Origin of the sequence: Photobacterium sp. WH24 (assembly GCF_019204055.1) — a bacterium.
In the GTDB taxonomy this organism is placed as follows: Bacteria; Pseudomonadota; Gammaproteobacteria; order Enterobacterales; family Vibrionaceae; genus Photobacterium; species Photobacterium arenosum.
This window is the reverse complement of record NZ_JAGSOZ010000024.1, coordinates 1-23,465: the sequence shown is the minus strand read 5'-3', so window position 1 is coordinate 23,465 and position 23,465 is coordinate 1. Positions and strand designations below refer to the sequence as shown.

The following is a 23,465-nucleotide window of genomic DNA, read 5'->3' as shown; positions in this document are numbered from 1 at the left end:
TCAGTCCTGCCCGCCCTTAACGGAGGAAACCACATCCTGATCAGGCGCAATTTCAAACAGGCTGTCGGCCATGGCTTCGGCTATATAACGGATTGACATGGCCCCGCCATAGTTCCAGACAGAAGCAACACTGTTTACGTGCTTATCGCGGACAAAAGGCATGGCATTCCAGATAACCGAGCGCTGCAACTGCTTCTCTTCATTGAAAGGCCGGAAGTAGAGCACATAGCTCCTACCCGCTTTTTGCAGGTCGGTCAGCCGCTTCTGCACAATGCCCCACTCGGTGGCAGGTAAAGGCATGGCCGGTGTCAGACCCAACTGCTCAAGCGCATAATTAGTGGTGGAATTCTGGCCATAGATATACACAGAGGTCTGATTGGCAAATCGCATCGCGACCACACTGGGTGACTCACCATTAAACGCCTGATTAAGCTGATTTTTCAGTTCAGTAAAACGTTCAGACATGGCCGTGAGTTTCTGCTCAGCCAGCGCTTCCTGATCAAAGACTGTGGCCAGTTGGCGGAAGTTCGCAATGGCAGCTTCTGCACTGCTGAGCGACTGGCTGTAGGTTTCGTAGTACAACACAGGTGCCAGAGCTTCAAGGCGGGGGATCAAATCTTTTTGCGGTGAGGCAGCCAGGATCAGATCCGGTTTCAGTTCCGCAATTTTCTCCAGATTCGGTTCGGTGCGGGTGCCGATATCCGCCACACCGGCGGGTATGGCAGGCTGAACAACCCATTCCTGATAGCCACTGATATTTGGCATACCAACAGGAGTGACATCCAGTTCCAGTACTTGTTCAGCCAGATCCCAGTTGAGAACAACCACACGCTGGGGCTGCTCAGTCAGTGTGTGCTCACCTCGGCTGTCGGTCACCGTTATCTCAGCAAACACCTGACCGGAGAACAGCAAGGCTGCCACGGCAGTCCATTTGCTCATTCGCGCCACTGGGCCCATATTTTTCAACCATTTATTCAACATAAAACGACAACTTCTCTGTTTTTCGTGCCACTGTTATTCACACACCACAGCAACTTTCTGGCCAGTCAGGTGATCTGAATTGACAGGGTGATCAATGAGTTTAATGTCCGTCTCATACAATGCAGACAGTCTTGGTTCATCCAGTAACACGTCTTTCGGGCCGGTGAAGGCAATGCGCCCTTGCTTCAGGGCCACCACGTGCGTGGCAAAACGCAAAGCCAGATTCAGATCGTGCAAGATGACGATTACGCCACAGCCTGTGTCTCGGTTCAGCTCTGCCAGCAAAGACATCAGTTGATACTGATGATGAATATCCAGTGCCGAGGTCGGCTCATCGAGGATCAGGACAGGTGACTGCTGGGCCAGCAGCATAGACACCCAGGCGCGCTGGCGTTCCCCGCCAGAGAGCTGGTCGGCCAGATTGTCGGCAAAGCGTAAGGTGCCAGTCTTGCGCATGGCTGCTTCAATGATGGCGACATCATCTTTTTGCCAGCGACCGAATGTGCCGCGCCAGGGAAAGCGCCCCAGTTTCACCAGTTCTCTGACCGTCAAGCCGGCAACGTCCGGCAGCTTTTGTGGCAGGAAAGCCACTTCACGTGCCAGCGCTTTGGCAGACAGCGTAGTCAGTGGCTGTTGGTTGAGCAGAATGTCGCCTTCATCGGGCGCCGTTTGTCCGGCAAGCAAGTTCACCAGCGTTGATTTACCTGAACCATTGTGGCCCAGCACCATGGTAAAAGCCCCGCTGTCGATAGTGAGCTGATCGATACGCAAAATATCGCGCCCACCACGGTGTACACGGATGTTGTTGAGTTCAAACATAGTTTTTCTTATGACTTACACTGCAAGATTGTGATCAACGCATCGCGTGCGGCACAACCAGGCCTAGAGTTTATTCTTCGGGCAGTTTTCGCAATAGCTGCCATCATCACGCCGGTAATGCATACAGCAACTGACTCGCAGTTGTTGCCACTGACCGTCGGCTTCGGAGCGGTACAGGGTCTCAATATGCTTGGCGGGCAAGCCAAGACTTTCCAGCCACCAAGCGGCATGCTGGGGTACATCGTCCGCAGGCATCTTCTCAGGTAATGCATTGTGGTAACGCAGCAGCACCGCCAGGACGGCATCCGCCAGTAACTGGCGGGTAAAACCAGGACGAATACGGGTATGGTGTTCCATCTGCTCTCGCAGATCGTCATACAGATCGACCAGCTCACGGCCCGCGCACTGAATCAGCTGCTGGGTATTGCCTTCGCACCATTGGCTATTCTGGCTGAAACTGTAGCCAGCCACCCACCCTGCATTGTTATATTGCTGAACGATACGGCTCAGTGGCGGCACCGACTGCACACTGTAAACACAGACAAAAGCCAGATAGAGCGGCTGCCAGGTCAGCATAGACCAACTACGTGTCGTCCAGTAAGGCTGCCCAGCTTCCGGATAGTTCTGCTGCCAGTACTGATACAGGCTGGCCAGCAACTGATCGTTGTTGCCATCACGCTTAATACAAAACAAGGTGTCAGGCGCGGAAACACCTTTCATTATGGGTATCAAACGCTCCGCATCATTGAACAACCGAATCAAATTTTCCGGCTGAACGGCACGCGCAATGGTGCCGGGAAAGCGGTCAGCTTCAGAGCTCTGTTTTGTATTCAACACTGTTGTCATCCATTCACCAAACTATCATGGACTCGCTTGCTGCACTTTGAGCAAACGCAAATTCTTACCAGGCCAATAATACTAGAATAAATAATAACTATTATCATTCAAGTTGAATTATCTTTTTGGGGCACATTCCTTTCTACCGTTTGGTGTAATCACACCAGCGTCGCTGCGACACTCTGGAAAGTAATGGGAAGAATAATAACAATTATTCTCAAAATGATCAGTCAAAAAATACCACAGTGACATTGCTGCGGTATCGGCGGGAGATAAAGATGAAAAAACCAGCCCTGCGGCTGGTTCCTGTCAGATTTGAGGGAGATCGCCCTGAAGGCTATAGAGCTGTTGCAGTGTGTCTATCGCTATCACTTCGCCAGCATCTGTCACCCGATCGCCTAACATCAGGGTAACGGTGGAAAGAGCAGTCTCTGCACCTTGGTTTGCATCAATTAATGCCGGGAAATCACTGGTTTTTATCTCGACAGATTTACCGTCCAGGCTGCCAAGTGCTGACACTAGCTGTGCATCCACGGTCAATACCTGTACCTGACGCAACGACTGATAACTGTGGAATGACAGCGTATCTGGCATCATGCCGTATTGTTCGAACCAGGCGGTTTTGGTCATCAGATATTCGTGATAAACCGCCCCGACCAATGGCTGCATATCACGGACAACAACACTTTCCTGAACAATGTCTTGCTGTGAGACAGGAACCGGTTTTCCTGCCGCATCTAACCCGTAGGTAGTGAGTATCTGGCCGATATCATCACGGCTGGGCAACCGGGCATAAGCGATAGCATCTCGCCGCCACAGTTGGGCTGACTGTTCGAATGCATCTGCCAGCACTGAGGCAGTGTTCTGGGATGATACCGCTCCCTGTACTGTTGCGGTTCCCGGCTCACTGCTGGCGGCTGTGATACCGGGGAAAAACAGAACCGCCAGCAAAGGCAGGCGGTTCAGCATCACAAAAGGTCTGCGTCTTGGCTTTTTCGTCATATTCATTCTTATACTTACATCTCAAGCTGACATCAGCATACCTTAAGTCAATGATTTATGCTGCCTGATTACCGCGCAAACGCTGCCAGGCCGAAATGACAGCCAGTACCAGCAGGCCCGCAACGATACCGACTATCAGGTTGGTCATCATGGGCACCAGCCATGATGCACCGGGCAGAGCTTGCAACCGCTCAGTTAAAACCACCAGCCAGTGATGCGAATCGGGAATACTGTGAACCACGATACCGCCGCCGACCAAAAACATGGCGATGGTGCCGACAACGGCCAGTAACTTCATCAGCTTAGGCGCGGCGGCGATCAACAGCTGACCAAAACGGTGCAACAGGCTCTTCTCCTGATGCTGCTTCACCAGATAAAAGCCAGCATCATCAAGTTTGACAATCCCTGCCACTAAGCCATAAACGCCCACTGTCATGGTCAGGGCAATCAGGCTGACTACCAGCAATTGCGTCATCAAAGACATGCCCTGAACGGTGCCTAATGCAATCACGATAATTTCGGCTGACAGAATAAAATCGGTTCTGATTGCTCCTTTTATCTTGTTCTGCTCGTATTCATCAATATCCATGCCATCGGGCAGTTGATCGTGATCTTTCAGCTCTTCTTCTGCATCATCATGAGTGAGTTTGTGAATGACTTTTTCTGCACCTTCAAAACACAAAAACAAACCGCCAGTCAGCAGCAATGGCACGATGAGCCAGGGTGCAACAGCACTGATTAACAGGGCCGCCGGCACCAGGATCAACTTATTTTTAAACGAACCTTTTGCCACCGCCCACACAACCGGGATTTCTCGTTCTGCTCTTACCCCGGCCACCTGCTGGGCATTCAGGGCCAGATCGTCCCCCAGCACCCCGGCGGTTTTCCGGGCCGCGACCTTACTCATTACGGCAACGTCATCGAGTACGGTTGCAATATCATCCAGCAAGGTTAACAAACTTGCACCAGCCACATCCCCTCCTCATTTTTGGGAAAGCTTATCTTATTGACTATCAGGCGATTGTGCCTGAATAACCTCTCTCATAGTAAGACATTTTTCGGTGAAACCCAGCTTTCTCATTTACGAACCGTCTGCAGAGAAAGCCCTCAGATCACTCGCACAGCATGGTGATGTCCACTAAGCTTTTAATCAATATGACTATCAAACACAGCCACTTTGTCATTTTTCTGGCTGGCAGCTGTGTATAAAGCCTTCACTGCGCGGGCAACAATACTGTTTGACTTTCAGGGTTCGGGTTACCGATTTTTGTTCCTCTCATGGATGCGACCAATTTCGGTAAAAGGTGATATATGGCAATAGCCATTGCCCTGATCATTATTGTCGTTGCTTCCATTGCCTTCCATATTTACAGCCCTTGGTGGCTGACGCCTGCTGCGTCAAATTGGGGGGAGATAGATAATGCGCTGCACCTGACTCTCATCATTACCGGAGCGTTTTTTATCGTTCTGAACCTGGTGCTTGCCTGGCTGGTCATTCGCTTCAGACATAAACCCGGCCGCCAGTCCCAGTTTCAGCCCGACAGCAAAAAGCTGGAAGCCTGGCTGATCGGCATTACCTCTGTCGGCATTATCGCTTTACTGGCCCCGGGCTTGGTGGTGTACGGGCAATTTGTCAGCGTGCCTGATGAGGCACGGATTGTCGAAGTCGTCGGTGAGCAGTGGCGCTGGCGATTCCGTTTTCCCGGTGATGACGCTCAGCTGGGCAAAAGTGACACCCGGTTTGTGTCCAGTACCAACCCGTTAGGCATTGACCCGGATGATCCTGCCGGTGCAGATGATCGGATAATTCTGTTGCCCGAGCTGCACTTGCCCCTTTACGCGCCCTACAAAGTGCTGCTGCGATCCAAAGACGTCCTCCATGATTTCAACGTGCCCCAGTTCCGGGCAAAAATGGATCTGGTTCCCGGCACCGTCACCCATTTCTGGGTCAGACCCACTGAGCGCGGACAGTTTGACATTCTTTGTGCCGAACTCTGTGGTGTCGGGCATTTCAATATGCGCGGGCGTGTTGTGGTTGAAGACGAAGCAGAGTTTGGTCGCTGGCTGGCCGCACAGCCGACGTTTGCCCAAACCCAGCGCCCCGCAGACACGACCGCGAGTGGCGAGGCACTCTCACAAGCCGATCTGATTGCGATGGGCGAGACGTTATCGCAAGTCAACGGCTGTATCGCCTGCCACAGCAGCGACGGCAAGACCGGCATCGGACCGACCTGGCAAGGGCTGTACGGCAATACAAGAACCCTGTCGGATGATACACAGCTTCAGGCCGATGAAGCTTATCTGAAACGGGCCATATTGGATGCCAAAGCCGAACTGGTAAAAGGCTACCCTGCGGTCATGCCTGCGTATACTTTGAATGATCAGGAAATCGATGCCCTGATCGCTTATATCCAGTCTCTGGCGCAATAGTGCTCGCGACGGGAGGAGATATGACAGCACAGACTCACCAACACAGCTCCGGGTATTCGCAATCGTTCTGGAGCAAGTATATCTGGAGCCAGGATCATAAGGTCATTGCCATTCAGTATTCTCTGACCGCCATTTTTATGGGCCTGATTGCCTTGGTCATGTCCTGGATTATGCGCCTGCAGCTGGGCTTTCCCGGCACCTTCGATTTCATTGATGCCAATACCTATTACCAGTCTATGACCATGCACGGCATGATCATGGTGGTCTACCTGCTGACAGCTTTGTTTTTGGGCGGATTCGGTAACTATCTGATTCCGTTAATGGTGGGTGCCAGAGACATGGTTTTCCCTTTTCTGAATATGCTCAGTTACTGGTTTTATCTGCTGGCTTCACTGATCTTACTGGCCAGTTTCTTTGTCACCGGCGGGCCAACCGGCGCCGGCTGGACCCTTTATCCGCCGCAGGCCATTTTGCCCGGCACACCCGGCACCGACTGGGGCATTGTGCTGATGCTGATATCGCTGGCGGTGTTTATCGTCGCCGCCACCATGGGCGGGCTGAATTATGTCACCACTGTGCTGCAGGCGCGGACCCGGGGCATGACGCTGCTGCGCATGCCTCTGACCGTCTGGGGTATTTTTACCGCCTCAGCCATGGCTTTGCTGGCCTTCCCTGCCCTGTTTGTCAGTGCGGTGATGATGCTGTTCGATAAACTGCTCGGCACCAGTTTCTTTATGCCTGCCGTGATATCCATGGGACAGCTTACCGAGCACGGCGGCGGCAGCCCTATCCTGTTCCAGCACCTGTTCTGGTTCTTTGGTCATCCTGAAGTCTACATAGTCGCCTTGCCTGCCTTTGGCATAGTGTCGGACTTAATCAGCATTCATGCCCGCAAAAACATCTTCGGTTACAAGATGATGGTATGGGCGATTCTGGCCATAGGGGTACTGAGCTTTGTCGTTTGGGCGCACCATATGTATGTCAGCGGTATGAACCCGTACTTCGGCTTTTTCTTTGCCATCACCACGCTGGTGATCGCTGTTCCGACCGCGATTAAAGTCTACAACTGGCTGTTTACGCTCTGGAAAGGTGACATTCATCTCACGCTGCCTATGCTGTTCGCTCTGGCCTTCATCAGCACCTTTGTCATCGGTGGCTTAACCGGTTTGTTTCTGGGCAATGTGGTGGTCGATATTCCCTTGTCGGACACCTATTTTGTGGTGGCCCATTTCCACATGGTGATGGGCGTATCACCGATCCTGGCGATTTTCGGCGGGCTCTATCACTGGTATCCCAAAGTCACCGGCAGAATGCTGAACAACACCATGGGCCATATCCATTTCTGGTTTACGTTTCTGGGGACTTACGCCATTTATTTTCCTATGCACTATCTCGGTGTTATGGGGATGCCAAGGCGCTATTTCGCCTGGGAAGACTACAGTTTTATTCCCGAATCGGCGCAGCACCTCAATGCCTTCATTACCATCGCGGCCCTGATTGTCGGAGCGGCGCAACTGCTGTTTATCTTCAACATGTACTGGAGCTGGCGTCATGAACAAGCTGTGGGCGGCAATCCCTGGCGTGCCACCTCACTGGAGTGGCAAACCCCTGATACGCCACCTAAACATGGCAACTGGGGCGATGAGCTCCCTGTGGTGTATCGCTGGGCCTATGATTTCAGCGTGCCCGGCGCCAAAGAAGATTATCTGCCTCAGAACCAGCCGCCCGACGATATCGCGACGGATATGCCCGACAGCGAGCCTGAGGAGTCCGAAACATGAGCCGTAAGCCTGCACTCTCGACACTGGCGTCGGGCAACCTGAGTCCGGCCCCGAATGCCCACTACCAGCCTGCCAGCACCTATGCGATTGCCTCGACCGGTTTGTGGGTACTCATGGGGGTTATCGGTGCTTTGTTTTTCTTGTTTACCGTGGCCTATTACATCCGCCACACGCTGAGTGACTGGCAAGCGCTCAACGAGCCGTGGCAACTGATGCTGAGCACATCACTGCTGGTACTGGGCTGTGTGGCCATGCACCTTGCCGGCCGTAAAGCCCGTTTGCTGCCTGCCCTTGCCGCCTGCCAGACCGAGCTGATAATGGCGGTCTGTTTTACGCTCGGCTTTATTCTCGCACAGTTATGGGCCTGGCAGGCGCTGGTCAAGATCAACCAGGGCGTGCTGGCCAACCCGGCTAACAGCTTTTTTTATCTCCTGACCGGCCTGCATGCACTGCACATAATCGGTGGGGTTCTGGCCCTGGGTGTAGTGGTGTATCAGGTCTGGCGGGGGCAAAGGGACAACCTGCATTTATGGTTGCAGCTCTGCGCACGGTACTGGCATTTCCTGTTATTCATCTGGCTGTTTCTGCTGGGCTTACTGCGATTAACCTGATCCGCACAGCCGGCAGAACGAGAGGTCTTGATTATGAGTGAAACCCAACCATCCCGGACGCCAACCCTGGGCAGCCAAACAGGTTGGACAGGGGTCATCAACGACTATGCCGGCGATCGTGCGGCATTTCACGTCTCGGCAAACAAAACCATGATGTGGATTTTTCTGCTCAGCGACACCTTTGTGTTCGGCTGTTTTCTGGTGGGCTATATGTCGGTCCGCATGACCACGACTGACATCTGGCCACCAACCAGCGAGGTCTTTGCCTTAACGATTGCCGGTCATTCCATCCCCCTGATCCTGATTGCCATTATGACCTTTGTGCTGATCACCAGCAGCGGAACCATGGCGATGGCCGTCAACTGCGGCTATCAGGGAAAGCGCTGGTCCACTGCCTTACTGATGCTGTTAACCGCGCTTTTGGGATTGGCCTTTGTCAGTATGCAGGCGTTCGAATGGAGCAAACTCATTGCCGAAGGAGTTCGCCCGTGGGGAAATGAAGAAGGCGCATCGCAGTTTGGTGCGGCATTTTTCATGATCACCGGTTTTCACGGTTTGCATGTCAGTGTGGGCGTGCTGTATCTGACGATAGTCGCCATTCGGGTCGCTCTGGGAAAATATGACAAAAAACAGGTGGATCCACATGCCACGGGAATACAGGGGGGAAAATACGAAATTGTTGAAATCACCGGACTGTACTGGCATTTCGTTGATTTGGTGTGGGTATTTATATTCGCCTTTTTTTATCTGTGGTAACTCAGGCAAACCGTCAAGGAGGCCATGATGGCAAATTCTGAACTCACTCATGATTCAGTGAAGCAGCAGCATCCAATCAGCCTGTATCTTAAAGTATGGGGACTGCTCTTTGTGCTCAGTACCCTCTCGTATCTGGTCGACTATTTCCATTTGCAGGGCATGTTACGGTGGAGCCTTATTCTGCTGTTTATGGCACTGAAAGCCGGGCTGATTGCCGCCGTGTTCATGCACATGCGCTGGGAAAGGCTCGCTTTGGTGTATACCATTTTCCTTCCGCCGTTAGTCCTGCTCGTCCTGGTAGGTCTGATGGCGAGCGAAGCAAGCTATATCTTTGCTCTCAGAGAATGGTTTTTCAGTCTGCCGGGCGGATAATGACCCGGCAGACACCTTGTCAGCGCCAGAACCAAGCGATTAAGGCAGAGTTTTCATCATACGCTGCCATTTTTGCTGCATGGCGACAACCCAGTGCGGAGGAGACTTCCCGGTTCCGGCAGGTTTGAGTTTGTCGTGCGCCAGCGTAATACTGGCCAGCTGCAGTTCCTGCTCCGGCTCAACATCCACCATTAATACATGCTTGCCGGATTTCAGGACGTTTTTAAACCGGCGGAACTGATAATGCAGTTCCTGGAATCCAAACAATCCCCCTTCCCAGGTAATGAATCCTAGAATCGCAATCGCCAGTAAAATGAAAGGTGCCCAGCCAACCGCATCTGTCACCCCGGAGGCATAGGCCGCAATTAATACGCCGGCTGCGGCAATCGCCCCGATCACAGCGCCAATTTCAGTTGAGTGCACAACGTCATTGCGCATCACAGATTGCACCGGATGCAAATGCTTGTGGCTCGACACATCAGCATCTTTGTTACTGAGAACATGGATTTGCGGAGAAGTAAAACCACTCAGTTCCAACTCATGTTCAACCAGCTCAAGTTCATCCAGGTCATCACTGATATAAAAGACCCGTTTCATGTTTGCCTCCTGACAGGTAGCCAACGAAGAAGGTCACTATTTCAAAGGTTACTATCAGTTTACAATGGCTTTGCAGAACTTTTTACCAGAATGAAAACTAATTTTTCACAATATTGTCAGATTATCCTGCCAGAGGCGGATTTTGACAGGCTCAGCAATCATTGACATCAGGCTAACACAGGCCTTGCGAAAATCATTTACAGTGCCCGCTTTTCCCATTTTATGGCGTTAACAATGAAATCATTAACTCTGCTCGGTTTACTGACCATCAGCCTGTCTCTGACCGGTTGTCAGCTGACACATGTTGAAGGCGAAGTAGACGGTGTGAACATCAAAGCCACCACCAATGGTGACTATGATGATCACCATCATGGCGGCAACGGCAGTTTCTGCCCGCCAGGACAAGCTAAAAAAGGCCGCTGTTAATTCAGCGGTTTTTTTCTCACCCGTAATCGACAAGAGCCATTTCGCAGGCTCACATCAACAGCTTTTATTGTCCCATCACCTGAGTACACTCACGCTATGCTCAGCGTTTCCCCACTGACATAATGACAACTAACTTTTGCCCGCCAGCTTAGCTTTCAGCCATCGAAAGGCATGGAGCAAAGTGTAAAAAAGGTTTGTTGATGCATTGTACTCTTCCAGGTGATGTACATAGTTGGAGCGAAACTTATCGACGGCGTCTTCCGCGCTGGAGGCATAAATCACATCATCTTCTACCTCTAATCCCTGAAGCAGTAATGCCTGTTTCTCTTCAGCAAACGTAGGGGAGGACATATTCAGGTAGGTAAACGCTTTTCGAGCGGTATTCGGCACACAGAAAAATTGATATTTATTGGACATTTAACACCCATTCACAGTGACAAATTACAAGTACGATTTGTACATGTGATCAGAACAGGTTGTCTGACCCCGTCCTAAAATCATCATGCTCCTCATCATATGGTCACTTGCACATATAAAATACATCTATTATTCAACCGTTTGACTAATACTACAGAATCAGATGGCTCCAATAACAAAAAGTCACTGAAAACCTCAAAACGCTCACTTTTCCTGTCATCGAATCACGACAAAACCCTGCAAGAGTTACCCTGAGAGATAATGCCCCCCTTGATTAGGAAACAAAATATTACATTTCTGGCCGATGGATTCAGAAGCCTTTTTGTGAACCCTGCCAAACTCTGAACCATACTGGGATTGTTAACAGAAAAATGGCTGGCTGCTTTTCAAATCAATCACATGACAAAACAGGATGAAGAAATGAAAACAATAGTTAAAAAGTCACTGATGTTGAGTCTGGCAATCACTTTTTTCGGGACAACGGCCGCAGCACATGCCGCGAACAGTGTAAAAGGCGCTAATCAGGATGTCTCTGAAGGCACAGTAACTGCGGCAATGATCGAATCCGATGCGAATGGCTGGCTGGTTGTACATCGCACTAATAAAGACATGAAGCCCGGACCTGTGGTGGGTTATGCACCAGTCAAAAAAGGGATGAACCAGGATGTAGTCGCCATTCTCATGGAACCTGTCGACACCGGCGAGATGCTGATGCTGATGCTCCACGGTGAAGATGGCGGGATGAAAACCGGCGTGTTTGAATACACACTGGGCGCGAAAGAAGACGGCCCGATTCGCGAAGATGGCAAGCTGGTGATGGATATTATTACAGCCGAGTAATACTGCCGTATATAAAAGAACAGCCACGCATTTGCGTGGCTGTTTATGTTTAGCGTTAATCGCTGGTCATTACTGGCGATCCTGATCAAAGTCACCGTGGAAGTGACCGTGATCCGAATGACTCTCTGCAGCTTTCAGCTTCTCACCAATACGCAGTTTTTGCGTTGGTTTCATGTCGCTTGGCATACGCGACATGGTTTTCACTGCCGGTTCAGCAACTTCAGGGAATAATGGCTTACTGAACGCATAGTAAGTCGTCACATAGGCCAGGGCCTGAGTATTAACGAACAAGGCTTTCTGGCTGACGTTATTCAGATCATCACAGGCCTGGTGATAACATCTGTCGTAAGCCACATCAATTTCACCGCCAAACTGATCCACTTCTTCAGCCGTTTTCACTTTCTCAGCACCGGTGAACAGGCCACCGAACGCCACACCCCAATCAGCGAAACCTGCATAATCAGAACGTTTAGACAGCGCCTGAGGCACAGTGAACTCAGATTTTGCCGTAAAGAACTCATTGAATGTCGATTCAATGTCGGAAGTACCGTATGGCGGTTTGAAATCACCTGTATAGGCATTGTCCGGGCTGTCTTTGGTATCCGACAGGTCGCCATCCATGACACCGAAGATGTAGTTTGGCGAACCGATCATGTCAAAGTTCAGGTACAGCTTCACTTTGTTCAGCTTAGTGTAGCGGGCTTCAACCAGCTCAACCTGTTCTTCTGTCAACTGGCTGGGATCGTCCAGTCCCAGTTCTGCCAGAATTTCGTTCTGAGCCTGATCATAGATAGGGGCAAACAATGTGTTAGTGTAATACTCTGAACCCACTAAGCCTGCTTCCTCTGCCGCCCACCAAGCGAACCGGACTTTGTTTTTCACTGGCGCTCTGGTGTCAGCCAGCGTAATTGCATATTCCAGCAAACCGGCCGTACCTGAACCGTTATCATTGATACCAGGCCCTTCCGGTACTGAGTCCAGATGCGCCCCCAGCATCACCACCTGATTCGGATTACCGCGTCTGGTTTCCGCAATCACGTTCTGGGTCACAACCATTTCGTCTTTGACATCGACCGCAAGTACCACAGGGACGGGCTGAGTCTGGCTGGCATCGAACCACTGTTTAGCTATTTCATACCGGGCGCCAAAAGCGGGTACTGTCGCCGCTGTATCGCTGCCCAGCGTACCGTTAACCACACCCTTACGGCCTTCATCGTTCCCTTGGTTAAAGACGATCACCGCTTTGGCACCGGCATTTTGTGCGTTCACCACTTTCGTTGTGAAGTTACAGCCACCGCGCTGGATGGCTGCCACTTTCCCGGTGATCGCTTTACCGTCAAAATCAGTGGCTTCACAACCATCGGTATCATCGTAATTCGGGCTGTCAAAGTTAAAATCCGGCGTGACAAATACGATGTCACCAGCCAGCTGACCATTTGAATCACCCGAATAGGACATCACGGCATAGTCTGCTTCAACACCTTCTCCAGCCTCACGAGTGCTAATCAGATCAGCGCCGTCAACATTGAGCGTTGTTCCGGCCAGCTCTTCCCAGGCGCGGAAATCAAACTCCTGTGTAGACACTTTATAGCCGTGTTCTTTCATCACTTCGATGATGTAATCAACAGAATACTGGTATCCGTCTGAGCCGGCAGCACGGGTCACAGAGCTGCCATCCGATGTCGGCGTGGCACGCGCTTCCAACTCCACCAAATGCTCTACCACATCTTCATGTTCAATTTCGCTACTGACGTAAGCCGCGGCTTCTTTCGGGTCATCCCAATAACAACCGGTCAACATGGTTGAGCTGATGAGAGTGGCGAGAAGCGTCTTTTTTGTTGTTATGCATACTTGCATGTGTGACTCCTTGTGTGTTGTTAGCCAACACATTGTTGACGAAACACAAGGTTACAAAAATGTTAAATTGGAGTTGTTTTGTTAAATCTAGGCAGACTTCAAACTATGTGCGCACATGCTATGCAACAAGAATTAAAGTTTTAACTCAAGATCACACCCTGACCTCAACAAGATTCTTTATATAATGATAATACTGTTAATTTAAACTGTGTTTTTACCCAAAAACAGACATTAAATTCATTAATGCTAAATTTGATGATAATAAACACTAAGGCAGTTTCAGATCACCACTCAGTCACATTTAAAATAAATCAGCAATATTTTTGATATTCTGAATCGTATTTTCTGTTGTCGATAAGGTCTCGTAATATTTACGCTGATTGTTCAGACTGGCAAGGCGTTGATTCAGCGCTGTCTTTTGCGTTTGAGGCAGTGTTTCCGAGGTCAGTTGACTATGAATCTGAGTCATTTCTCTGTCAATCTTATGAACGGCAAGTTCATATTCAAAACGGTTAACATCAAACTCCGCACGCTCCATCCGCGACTTGGCCGATTTCAGCTCCGCTTTAAATGTTTTTCTGTCATCACTGGACAGCGTGTCCTCTTCCAGCCTCGCTTTGTAGTTATTCACACTGCTTTCTGCCGAGTCCAACCTGGATTGCGCTTGGGCCAGATTATGGTAAGGCGTGTAACCTGACAGAAAATCTCTGGCTAAGTCTGCCGGACAGACATTGTCATAGCTTGCATTGGACTGACCAACCAGAGTGCCATTTTCGTAAGTACAGTATGAGGTTAATCCTTCACGTCGGCCTTGCTGGTAAGATTTCAGATCAACAGATACACCATATTCCGCACATTCTTCACTGTAAATGGCCGAGTAATTCTTTTTCCCTTTCTGGCCATCGGCCAAGCCCATCTGATGCCAATCACCCAGCCGGCATTCTTCTTCACTGATTGAAGAACAGCCAGACATGGTCAACATCATTGCCACGGCTGACATCACATATCGTTTATGCATTATCCAGATTTCCCTGATTCACAGTAAGCCACTCTCTTTCCTTGAGATAGAGCGGCGCGCTGTCTTTATTTGTTAACTGCAGATAACCAGATGGCGTCAGGATACTCTGCGCATCATGGTATAAAGCCCGTAAAGATACAGTACAACTGATGTCATATCAAAGCTTTAGCATAGGCGCAGTGAAATGCCTGGTAGGTATTGAATACTGACGTTGAATCACCCAAGTGCGGGCAGTAAGGCGTGAATAACGCGAAGATATGTAGATTGAGGGAGTAGCCCCGATCAGGCGGACGCAGCCTGACCGGGAGATAGCATTTACGTGCCGGTTACAGATACCGGTGGATAGATAAGCCGTCTGTGTCGATATCCGTGTCATTACCACTGACAATATCGGCCAGTAAACGACCAGACCCGCAGGCCATGGTCCAACCCAGCGTGCCGTGCCCGGTATTGGTGTAAAGATTATCAAAAGGCGTTTTGCCTATAACCGGGGTGCCATCCGGTGTCATCGGACGCAGGCCAGTCCAATACTCAGCCTGATTCAGATCGCCGCCGTCAGGGAACAGATCATTGACAACCATAGCGATGGTTTCTTTTCGCTGCTCGGTCAGATGCAGATTAAAGCCCGCCAGCTCAGCCGTACCGGCCACACGGATACGGTTATCGAACCGTGTCATAGCGACTTTATAGGTTTCATCTATCACGGTCGACACAGGGGCGCCGTCGCTGTCTTTCAGCGGCATGGTCAGCGAGTACCCTTTGACCGGGTAAACCGGCAGTTGCATACCTAAGGTGCCCAGCATGGCTGTTGAGTAACTGCCCAGCGCTACCACATAGGCATCGGCTTTGAACTCACCTTTATCGGTATCAACAGCCACAATGCGCCCCGCTTCATGGCGCAGTCCTTTAATTGGGGTATCAAACACAAAAGTGACACCGGCCTGCTCAGCCAGAGCGGTCAGTTGCTGGCAGAATTTATAGCAGTCGCCAGTCTCATCATCCGGCAATCGCAAGCCACCCGCTACTTTCTCCCGCACTTTAGCCAGCGCCGGTTCTGCTGCGATACATCCAGCGGCGTCCAGAAGTTCAAACCGTATACCGCTTTCATCCAATACCTGAATATCTTTACCGACCGCATCAAGCTGAGCTTGAGTACGTAACAATTGCAATGTGCCTTTCTGACGGCCTTCGTAGTGCAGATCGTGTTGCTGGCGCAACTCAATCAAACTTTCCCGGCTGTAATTTGAGACGCGTAACATGCGGGCTTTATTGCGCTGATAACTGACATAGTTGCAGTTGGCCAGCATCTTACCCATCCAGCTGTACAAATCCGGCGATAACGACGGTTTGATTTTCAGCGGCGCATGTTTCTGTACCAGCCACTTAATGGCTTTCGCCGGAATGCCAGGCGCTGCCCACGGTGAAGAGTAGCCGTAGGAAATCTGCCCGGCATTAGCAAAACTGGTTTCTTCTGCACTGCGGGACTGGCGGTCAATAACCGTCACCTGATGCCCCTTCTGCGCCAGATACCAGGCTGACGTCAGCCCGACAACACCGCTTCCTAATACAATGACTTCCATACGTCTCTCTCTTCGCTGTGGCTGGGTTTCGGTAAGAAAACGCAAATACGCTCTCCACACCTTAATAAAAGCGCAGATTGCGCGATTTACATCACCTTAACAATCGATAATTATTAACATCAGCGTATAGTTATTCTATAAGCTTATACTGAAAGCCTAGCTGACTGGCAATGTCAGCGCGACCCGAAGAGATTAAGAAAACATGTCAGTCATAAAAGGCAACCTGCTGGCGGCGCTGGCTACTTTCGATGTCGCCGCCAGAACCACCAGCTTTACCGGTGCTGCCAGTCGGTTACATATCACGACAGGTGCGGTCAGCCAGCAAATACGGCAGCTTGAACAACAACTTGGCTTCCCGGTGTTCCAACGTCATGCCAGAGGCATCATCCTGACCGAGCAGGGCCAGCGGCTGCATCAGGTTGTCAGCCGGAGCCTGACTGACATTGCTGAGGTTATTCGGGAGCTTCAGACTGATCCCCAGCCCGAAGGTGAAATTCGCCTCAGACTTACCCCTTCATTTGCCTTCAAATGGCTGGTGCCCAGATTGCATGATTTCTATCAGCACTACCCTGACATCAATATCCAGACATACGCCGATGGTGCCCTGGTCGACAGCCGGGACACAGATTGCGATTTAGTGATTGATTACCGCCGTGACGACGAAATTAAAGATGACGGCAAAACCAGTCTGTTGATGGCGGAATCCCTGCTGCCTGTCATGAGTCCCGACTATCAGGCAAAGTTCGACTGGTTGCATCCGCAAGCCTGGCACCAGGTGACGTTACTGCATGATGCGATGCCGTGGCGTCAGGCGGAGCGGGATACCGAGTGGCGCTACTGGTTTAACAGCATGCACATACAGGCCGACAGCCGGCGAGGCCACTTTTTTAACCGGACAGACATGGCAATGGCAGCAGCCGAAGCCGGACTGGGGGTCGCCATGGCGCGACAGGCATTGATAGGTGATGACGTCAACAAAGGCCGGCTGGTGTCACCGTTTGCTCCCCTGCAGGCCAATGCAGGTTATTACCTGATCAGCCACCGCCATTCCGCGGCCATTGACTGTTTTGTGCAATGGCTGAGAGCACAGATTGACTCTATGCCCCTAGAGCACTAACTGTCCATAGCGGTTAAAGGCAAACCGGCTCATCATGCCTAAGGTGGCCGCGACACTCACAGAGACGGCAACAAGAATAGCGATCATGATCGCCAGTTGATACTTCACCGCCAGAACAGGTTCCGTGCCGCCGAGGATCTGACCTGTCATCATACCCGGCAAGGCCACTATCCCCAGAGTGCTCATACTGGCTAACTGCGGCATTAACGCCGCTTTGACCGCCTCTCGCTGAAACGGTTGGATCGGGTGCGGCGCGCCCATTGCCAGATAAAACTGATACTCGTTATTTTTTTCTTTCAGGCTGGCATACCAGCGCTCCAGCGCCAGTACATTAGCGGTCAGGGCATTGCCCAGAATCATTCCGGCGACTGGGATCAGGTATTGCGCCTGCCACCAGGGAGCTGCATGGATCAAACCCACCAGCATAGGTGGCAGCACCACAAATAAGCACACCAGCAAACCAGTGATCACGGCCAGTGTCGCTTTTCCGAGCGCAATCCCCGCGCGACGACAGATACTGAAACCTGCCACTGTCACCATGATTCCCAGCCATAACAGATTCAGACCGGGATGCTGGAAATCAAACAGGGTTTGCAGGTACAAACCCACCACCGCAAGCTGCAAGGTCATGCGAAGCACGGCAGTGACGGTCGGCTTACTCAGTCCCAATTGCCAACGGTAAAACAGCGCCAGCGGCACCAGCAACAACAGATAGAAACCGGCCAGTGACAGGTTTGAAATCGCAATGGCATTATTCATGACTGACTCCCAGTTCAATCTGATACTCAGCCGATGCCAGCCAGTGGGGATCATGTGACACAGACACACACGTGAGTGGCTGTAACGCCAGCTGGGCCATCACCTTATCACGGCAGGCACTGTCCAGCGCCGAAGTCGGCTCGTCCAGCAGCCAGATGGGCCGGTCCATCAACAGTGCCCGGGCAACAGCAACCCGTTGCTTTTCACCTCCGGACAACGCACTGACCGCTTTTTCCAGTCCATGGGTAATCTCCAGTGACAGCAGCACATCCACACAACGCTTATCGTCAGGCATATCGCTTTTCACGGCTTTCAGTGTCCATGGCAGCCGTAAGGCATCCCCCACCGATTCGCCCCCCATCACTGGCGCTTGAGGTAAATAGCAGAATTGCTGCCGCCACCAGCGCAAGTTGCCAGGGCTGATTTCCTGCCCCTGCCACAAAAAATGACCTGAACTGGCAGGCTGTAAACCAGCCAGTACCTGTAACAGACTCGATTTTCCGCTGCCCGAACGGCCGGAAAGAGCAAGGTGTTTGCCCGCTGGCAAACTTACCGTCAATGCTTGATCCTGGGATTGTTCAAATCCTGACCTCAGCATGTTTATCTTTAACTGAACCTGACTGTCAGACATTCTGTTCGCCTATTCACTCCGGACATCTAAAATTGATGCGTCATTATGGTCAGATTCTGATAAAATATTGCCGTTATTTCTGACACATTAAAGAGCACTCAAACAGTAAACAGTGTTCAGCCGTAATGCTTACGGCCATCCTTTAAGGCTATCGCCTATTGCGTCACATGCACAATTGGAATCAATAATTTATGTTTAAATTCTTTGAGAAACTGACGGCGCCTTTCCCGGACGAAACGCCTCAGCAGCCCCCGGGCAGCCTGCTGGCATTTTGCCGCTACTATACACGTGGTTTCGGTTGGCCATTATTGGCAATGTCTGTTCTCAGCGCCTGTATTGCCATTGTTGAAGTTACTTTATTAGGCTTCATGGGACAGTTGGTTGACCTGCTGGCTCAACACTCACCTGACACTTTTCTGGCTGAAGAAAGCGGAAAACTCTGGATGATGGGTCTGCTGATTGTGGTGGTGATCCCCTTCCTTGCTTTCACTCACTCAATGATCATGCACCAGACCCTGCTGGGGAATTATCCGATGTCGATCCGCTGGCTGGCGCACCGCTATCTGCTGCGCCAGAGCGTCTCGTTTTATCAGGATGATTTTGCCGGACGCCTTGCAACCAAAGTCATGCAGACGTCGCTGGCCGTCCGGGAAACCGTGATGAAAATGGTGGATGTGCTGGTTTACATCAGCGTGTATTTCACCGCCATGATTGTCATGATGGGAAATGCCGATATCATTTTGATGTTGCCTATCCTGGTATGGTTGATGGCCTATATCGGTATTCAGTTCTACTTCGTACCGAAAATGAAAAAAATCGCCACCGAACAGGCCGACGCCCGTTCTATGATGACCGGCCGTATTGTCGACAGCTATACCAATATCACCACGGTGAAACTGTTCTCGCACACCAACCGTGAAACCGAATATGCCGAAGAAAGCATGCAGGGGTTTCTGGATACTGTGTACCGTCAGATGCGCCTGGCAACCAAATTCATTTTGAGTGTCGATGCCATTAACTACCTGCTGCTGTTCGTGATTGCCACTGTCTCAATTGGTCTGTGGATGAACAGTGCCGTTACTGTGGGTGTTATTGCCGTAGCTATCAGTATTGCGCTGCGCGTGCAGGGCATGTCTAAATGGATCATGTGGGAAATCGGTGCGCTGTTTGAAAACATTGGTACTGTCGTCGATGGCATGAAAACCCTGTCTAAACCGGTATCGATTGAAGACAAAACCGATGCGCAGCCACTTGATGTGACTCAGGGCGGCATTGAATTCGATAACATCAGCTTCCACTATGGCGAGAAAGACAAAGGCGTTATCGAACAGCTGAATCTGCATATCAAACCCGGTGAGAAAGTGGGTGTGGTCGGCCGCTCTGGCGCAGGTAAATCAACGCTGGTCAACCTGCTGATGCGCTTCCACGACCTGGAATCCGGTGCCATCCGCATTGATGGCCAGAACATCGCTGATGTCACGCAAGATTCACTGCGCGGCAATATCGGAATGATCACGCAGGATACGTCATTGCTGCATCGCTCTATTCGCGAAAACATTCTTTACGGCAGACCCGATGCAACAGAAGAAGAGCTGCGGGCGGCTACCCGTCAGGCACACGCCCATGAATTTGTTGAAACACTGACCGATCCGCACGGCAATGTCGGTTACGATGCACAGGTCGGTGAGCGCGGTGTGAAACTGTCCGGCGGTCAGCGCCAGCGTATAGCCATTTCTCGCGTGCTGCTGAAAGACGCCCCGATTCTGGTGATGGACGAAGCGACCTCAGCGCTGGACTCAGAAGTTGAAGCGGCAATTCAGGAAAGCCTGTACCAACTGATGCAAGGCAAAACAGTCATCGCGATTGCGCACCGTTTATCAACCATTGCAGCTATGGATCGCCTGATCGTCATCGACCAGGGCCAGATTGTTGAGCAAGGCAGCCATCAGGAACTGCTGAGCAAAAACGGCATTTATGCCCATTTATGGGCGCACCAGACAGGCGGCTTTATCGCCTGTGATCTGGAAGAAAGCCAGCCCGAAGCGGAAATGGCAAAGTAACCCGCTCCTGATCTCAAACAGACAAAACCAGCCTGCGGGCTGGTTTTTTTATGCATCCTCAACCGTTACGTATCAGGGAGCGGTACTCTCTTCGCCCGTCCCTGCTTCCTCTGGCGGGAATTCGTCAGCCCTATAGAGTGACGACCGGTGTGTCCTCCTTCACCCCTTACCTACCAGCTCGCCAGTCAAAAACAATCATAACCACTATCTGTCGGTATCGCTAATGATCAATTAATAATTCTTAACAACCTTAAAATGTTGTACTCAGCGCAAGAGCGGGCGCTCAAGCAGTCAAATTCATCTGACTTACTATCAGTACCCTTCAATTCAGATTTTCAAGCCATGGAGCAATACATCCAGACTATTCAAAGCCTGACTAAGCGCCTGCTCGTCATCTTCACTTTTTGCAATCCATAGCGCAGTGTCCATCAAACCACCATTAATCAGGCGCGCTAACATTTCTGGTGATGAACTTTTAATCGTCCCAGCATCCATTAAGCGCCTCAGCATGTCCGCAATAGAAGTTACACAGTGTAACCGAATGCTTTGTAGCTCATCGGCATCGAGTACTGAGGAAGCATCCCTTAACAAAATACGCTGAACTTCTGGTTCAATGGCCATCTTTAAATAAGCATGACAGCGTCCAGTGAATGCACTCCAAGCATCCGGAGCACTTGCTGAAATATCTGCAAGTCGGGCATCCAACTCACTGTCAAGTTGTGCCAGCACTGCACAAAATAACCCTTTCTTGTCGCCAAAGTGATGATATAAGGCCCCACGCGTGAGGCCAGCTTTTGCAGTTAGCTCATCCATGACAGTTTGCGCATAGCCAACGGTACCAAAGTGCTCTCTCGCCGTCGCAATCAACTTCAATCGAGTTTCTTCCATCATTTCCGCTCTGGATTTTCGGGTCATAACGAGTCCTGTTAAGAAATTTATTGCATTTATAATTGACATACACATCGTATGTCAATATGTTTTACATACGTACCGTATGTAGACGGTCTGAAAGTTTTTACAACACTATCGGAGTAAATATGGCTAACCCATACAAAGAACTATTCAGTGTTCCCGGAACCATTGCGTTCTCGCTCGCTGGGCTCGTTGCTCGCATGCCAATATCCATGACTGGGATTGGTATCATTACAATGCTGTCACAAATGAAAGGGTCGTACTGGTTGGCAGGCACCGTCGCAGCAACATTTACATTCACTATGGCGCTCATCGCACCGCAAATCTCTCGTGCAGTAGATCGATATGGCCAGAGTCGTGTACTTCCTATAGCAACAGGCATTAGTGTTATCTCAATTGCACTGCTTCTTTTGTGTGCTCATTACGGAGCTCCAGACTGGACACTATTCATTTTCGCTGCGTTGTCCGGATGTATGCCAAGTATGCCTGCTATGGTCCGTGCACGCTGGACAGAAATTCATCGCGGTACCCCCAGACTTCATACTGCATACTCGTTTGAGTCAGTCCTGGATGAAGTCTGTTTCATCATCGGCCCGCCTATCTCCGTTGGTTTGAGTATCGCAGTGATGCCAGAAGCAGGGCCACTCATGTCAGCTATATTTCTGGCAGTTGGTGTGATGGTGTTCGTAATGCAAAAAAGCACAGAGCCTCCAGTTCACCAAGAGTCTGATATTTCTAAAGAGTCTGCGCTTAAACCCCTACCAATGAAAATGCTCGTACTTGCTTTGATTGCCTTGGGAACAATTGTCGGCACGATTGATGTGATTAGCGTGGCGTTTGCTGAACAACAAGGTCAACCCGTTGCAGCAAGTATTGTTTTATCTGTCTATGCTGTTGGCTCTTGCCTCGCAGGGCTTGCATTTGGTGCATATAAACTCAATGCATCACTGCCAAAACAATTCCTGATTGCATCCTTTGCAACTGCTGCTATGACGCTACCACTTTTTTATGTCTACGACATAGCAACACTGTCGGCTTCAGTGTTTGCCGCAGGTATATTCTTTGCGCCCACGATGATTATTGCCATGGGGTTAGTTGAGAGTATCGTTCCTTCCTCTAAATTGACTGAAGGCTTAACATGGATGATTACCGGATTAGGAATTGGTGTTGCAATGGGGGCTGCAGTAGCTGGCTGGGTTATCGATGAGTTTGGAGTAAAAGCTGGCTTTATGGTCACCATAGCATCAGGTATGACAGTCTTGTTGATTGCAATTGCCTGCTATCGTTTGCTTCAACGCAGAATGGTACTGGAAACTGCATAAATTTGTAATCCACGTTAAAAACTCGCATATCTATGCTAACGCCACTCGCTTAAGAGCGAGTGGCGTTCTTATCCCTCTTCCGTACTGGATATTTTGCTGTTTTCTTAAGTACTGCTCTGGGGTAGTGCTTCCTTTCCGCTTGTTGGGTAGGATCAATCTTTTCCCGTTTTCCCTCAATATTTTCAAGTTTTTCGGTATCGTGCCAGGTGTCCGACCATAGGGCGAGAGCACGTATGCTCAGTTTTTATCCAAACCTTGGATTCCCGCTAGTATTACTTGCTCCAAATAGGCAACATTCATGGCTGCTATTTTCTGCTTGCGCCTGATACTCGCCTTTTTG

23 protein-coding genes are annotated in these 23,465 nt (G+C 50.6%); 10 read left to right on the top strand and 13 right to left on the bottom strand.

Translation table 11 applies throughout. The features are described 5' to 3' along the window. The 5 genes from KCG43_RS19820 to KCG43_RS19800 form a co-directional block, all read right to left on the bottom strand. Entirely contained in the window at nucleotides 1-939 is a 939-nt protein-coding gene (locus KCG43_RS19820; RefSeq protein WP_237795725.1) for an iron-siderophore ABC transporter substrate-binding protein, read from the bottom strand. Nucleotides 940-1,014: 75 nt separating this feature from the next. After that, complete coding sequence (locus KCG43_RS19815; RefSeq protein ID WP_218387100.1) at nucleotides 1,015-1,800, bottom strand: ABC transporter ATP-binding protein; 786 nt, start codon at nucleotides 1,798-1,800, stop codon at nucleotides 1,015-1,017. A gap of 63 nt (nucleotides 1,801-1,863) precedes the next feature. Continuing rightward, nucleotides 1,864-2,637: a siderophore ferric iron reductase gene (locus KCG43_RS19810; protein WP_218387098.1), complete on the bottom strand. Its 774-nt coding sequence runs from the start codon at nucleotides 2,635-2,637 to the stop codon at nucleotides 1,864-1,866. A 309-nt stretch (nucleotides 2,638-2,946) separates the two neighbouring features. Further along, nucleotides 2,947-3,639 (bottom strand): hypothetical protein, encoded by a 693-nt coding sequence (locus KCG43_RS19805; protein ID WP_218387096.1) that lies wholly within the window; start codon nucleotides 3,637-3,639, stop codon nucleotides 2,947-2,949. Between the two features lie 55 nt (nucleotides 3,640-3,694). After that, on the bottom strand, nucleotides 3,695-4,612 hold the full coding sequence (locus KCG43_RS19800; RefSeq protein ID WP_192017182.1) for a DUF808 domain-containing protein: 918 nt from the start codon (nucleotides 4,610-4,612) through the stop codon (nucleotides 3,695-3,697). A 338-nt stretch (nucleotides 4,613-4,950) separates the two neighbouring features. Here KCG43_RS19800 and KCG43_RS19795 point away from each other — a divergent pair, with 338 nt between their 5' ends. Genes KCG43_RS19795 through KCG43_RS19775 form a run of 5 tightly spaced genes read left to right on the top strand, consistent with a single transcriptional unit; the run spans nucleotide 4,951 to nucleotide 9,589 of the window. Then, nucleotides 4,951-6,069, top strand: a complete 1,119-nt coding sequence (locus KCG43_RS19795) for a cytochrome c oxidase subunit II (protein WP_192017183.1) — start codon at nucleotides 4,951-4,953, stop codon at nucleotides 6,067-6,069. Nucleotides 6,070-6,089: 20 nt separating this feature from the next. Further along, nucleotides 6,090-7,850, top strand: coding sequence for a cytochrome c oxidase subunit I (gene ctaD, locus KCG43_RS19790; protein ID WP_192017184.1), 1,761 nt, complete (start codon nucleotides 6,090-6,092; stop codon nucleotides 7,848-7,850). Then, complete coding sequence (locus tag KCG43_RS19785; protein WP_192017185.1) at nucleotides 7,847-8,461, top strand: cytochrome c oxidase subunit 3; 615 nt, start codon at nucleotides 7,847-7,849, stop codon at nucleotides 8,459-8,461. Before ctaD ends, KCG43_RS19785 begins: the two co-directional genes overlap by 4 nt. A 33-nt stretch (nucleotides 8,462-8,494) precedes the next feature. Beyond that, nucleotides 8,495-9,217: a cytochrome c oxidase subunit 3 gene (locus KCG43_RS19780; protein WP_218387094.1), complete on the top strand. Its 723-nt coding sequence runs from the start codon at nucleotides 8,495-8,497 to the stop codon at nucleotides 9,215-9,217. 24 nt (nucleotides 9,218-9,241) lie between these two features. After that, entirely contained in the window at nucleotides 9,242-9,589 is a 348-nt protein-coding gene (locus tag KCG43_RS19775; RefSeq protein WP_192017187.1) for a cytochrome C oxidase subunit IV family protein, read from the top strand. A gap of 39 nt (nucleotides 9,590-9,628) precedes the next feature. On the opposite strand, the gene KCG43_RS19770 is transcribed toward KCG43_RS19775, so the two are convergent. Next, nucleotides 9,629-10,186 carry an NAD/FAD-utilizing enzyme gene (locus KCG43_RS19770; protein WP_192017188.1) on the bottom strand — a complete coding sequence of 186 codons (558 nt, stop codon included), beginning with the start codon at nucleotides 10,184-10,186 and terminating at the stop codon, nucleotides 9,629-9,631. A 234-nt stretch (nucleotides 10,187-10,420) separates the two neighbouring features. On the opposite strand from KCG43_RS19770, the gene KCG43_RS19765 reads away from it, so the two are divergent. Next, on the top strand, nucleotides 10,421-10,612 hold the full coding sequence (locus tag KCG43_RS19765; RefSeq protein WP_192017189.1) for a hypothetical protein: 192 nt from the start codon (nucleotides 10,421-10,423) through the stop codon (nucleotides 10,610-10,612). 129 nt (nucleotides 10,613-10,741) lie between these two features. On the opposite strand, the gene KCG43_RS19760 is transcribed toward KCG43_RS19765, so the two are convergent. Beyond that, nucleotides 10,742-11,029 (bottom strand): hypothetical protein, encoded by a 288-nt coding sequence (locus tag KCG43_RS19760; RefSeq protein ID WP_192017190.1) that lies wholly within the window; start codon nucleotides 11,027-11,029, stop codon nucleotides 10,742-10,744. Between the two features lie 420 nt (nucleotides 11,030-11,449). Between KCG43_RS19760 and KCG43_RS19755 the strand changes: the two genes are divergently transcribed. Further along, the gene (locus tag KCG43_RS19755; RefSeq protein ID WP_218387085.1) at nucleotides 11,450-11,869 is read left to right on the top strand and encodes a hypothetical protein; all 420 of its coding nucleotides are present in this window, start codon (nucleotides 11,450-11,452) and stop codon (nucleotides 11,867-11,869) included. A gap of 69 nt (nucleotides 11,870-11,938) precedes the next feature. Here KCG43_RS19755 and KCG43_RS19750 read toward each other — a convergent pair whose 3' ends face one another. The 3 genes from KCG43_RS19750 to KCG43_RS19740 form a co-directional block, all read right to left on the bottom strand. Then, nucleotides 11,939-13,726: a M28 family metallopeptidase gene (locus KCG43_RS19750; RefSeq protein ID WP_192017191.1), complete on the bottom strand. Its 1,788-nt coding sequence runs from the start codon at nucleotides 13,724-13,726 to the stop codon at nucleotides 11,939-11,941. A gap of 301 nt (nucleotides 13,727-14,027) precedes the next feature. Further along, nucleotides 14,028-14,744 (bottom strand): DUF2799 domain-containing protein, encoded by a 717-nt coding sequence (locus tag KCG43_RS19745; RefSeq protein WP_192017192.1) that lies wholly within the window; start codon nucleotides 14,742-14,744, stop codon nucleotides 14,028-14,030. A 326-nt stretch (nucleotides 14,745-15,070) separates the two neighbouring features. After that, a complete protein-coding gene (locus KCG43_RS19740; protein WP_218387084.1) occupies nucleotides 15,071-16,324 on the bottom strand; it encodes a D-amino acid dehydrogenase in 1,254 nt (417 codons plus the stop codon). Between the two features lie 202 nt (nucleotides 16,325-16,526). Between KCG43_RS19740 and KCG43_RS19735 the strand changes: the two genes are divergently transcribed. Beyond that, the gene (locus KCG43_RS19735; protein WP_218387080.1) at nucleotides 16,527-17,441 is read left to right on the top strand and encodes a LysR substrate-binding domain-containing protein; all 915 of its coding nucleotides are present in this window, start codon (nucleotides 16,527-16,529) and stop codon (nucleotides 17,439-17,441) included. On the opposite strand, the gene KCG43_RS19730 is transcribed toward KCG43_RS19735, so the two are convergent. Together KCG43_RS19730 and KCG43_RS19725 are read right to left on the bottom strand one after the other, a co-directional pair. After that, nucleotides 17,430-18,200 (bottom strand): ABC transporter permease, encoded by a 771-nt coding sequence (locus KCG43_RS19730; RefSeq protein ID WP_218387078.1) that lies wholly within the window; start codon nucleotides 18,198-18,200, stop codon nucleotides 17,430-17,432. The genes KCG43_RS19735 and KCG43_RS19730 overlap by 12 nt on opposite strands. Further along, nucleotides 18,193-18,759, bottom strand: a complete 567-nt coding sequence (locus tag KCG43_RS19725) for an ATP-binding cassette domain-containing protein (protein ID WP_370630715.1) — start codon at nucleotides 18,757-18,759, stop codon at nucleotides 18,193-18,195. The genes KCG43_RS19730 and KCG43_RS19725 overlap by 8 nt, the downstream gene beginning before the upstream one ends. A 263-nt stretch (nucleotides 18,760-19,022) precedes the next feature. Here KCG43_RS19725 and KCG43_RS19720 point away from each other — a divergent pair, with 263 nt between their 5' ends. Beyond that, nucleotides 19,023-20,891 carry an ABC transporter ATP-binding protein gene (locus tag KCG43_RS19720; protein WP_192017197.1) on the top strand — a complete coding sequence of 623 codons (1,869 nt, stop codon included), beginning with the start codon at nucleotides 19,023-19,025 and terminating at the stop codon, nucleotides 20,889-20,891. Nucleotides 20,892-21,218: 327 nt separating this feature from the next. Here KCG43_RS19720 and KCG43_RS19715 read toward each other — a convergent pair whose 3' ends face one another. Continuing rightward, the gene (locus KCG43_RS19715) at nucleotides 21,219-21,806 is read right to left on the bottom strand and encodes a TetR/AcrR family transcriptional regulator (RefSeq protein ID WP_218387074.1); all 588 of its coding nucleotides are present in this window, start codon (nucleotides 21,804-21,806) and stop codon (nucleotides 21,219-21,221) included. A gap of 122 nt (nucleotides 21,807-21,928) precedes the next feature. Between KCG43_RS19715 and KCG43_RS19710 the strand changes: the two genes are divergently transcribed. Next, nucleotides 21,929-23,125, top strand: coding sequence for an MFS transporter (locus tag KCG43_RS19710; RefSeq protein ID WP_218387072.1), 1,197 nt, complete (start codon nucleotides 21,929-21,931; stop codon nucleotides 23,123-23,125). The last annotated feature ends 340 nt before the right edge of the window (nucleotides 23,126-23,465 follow it).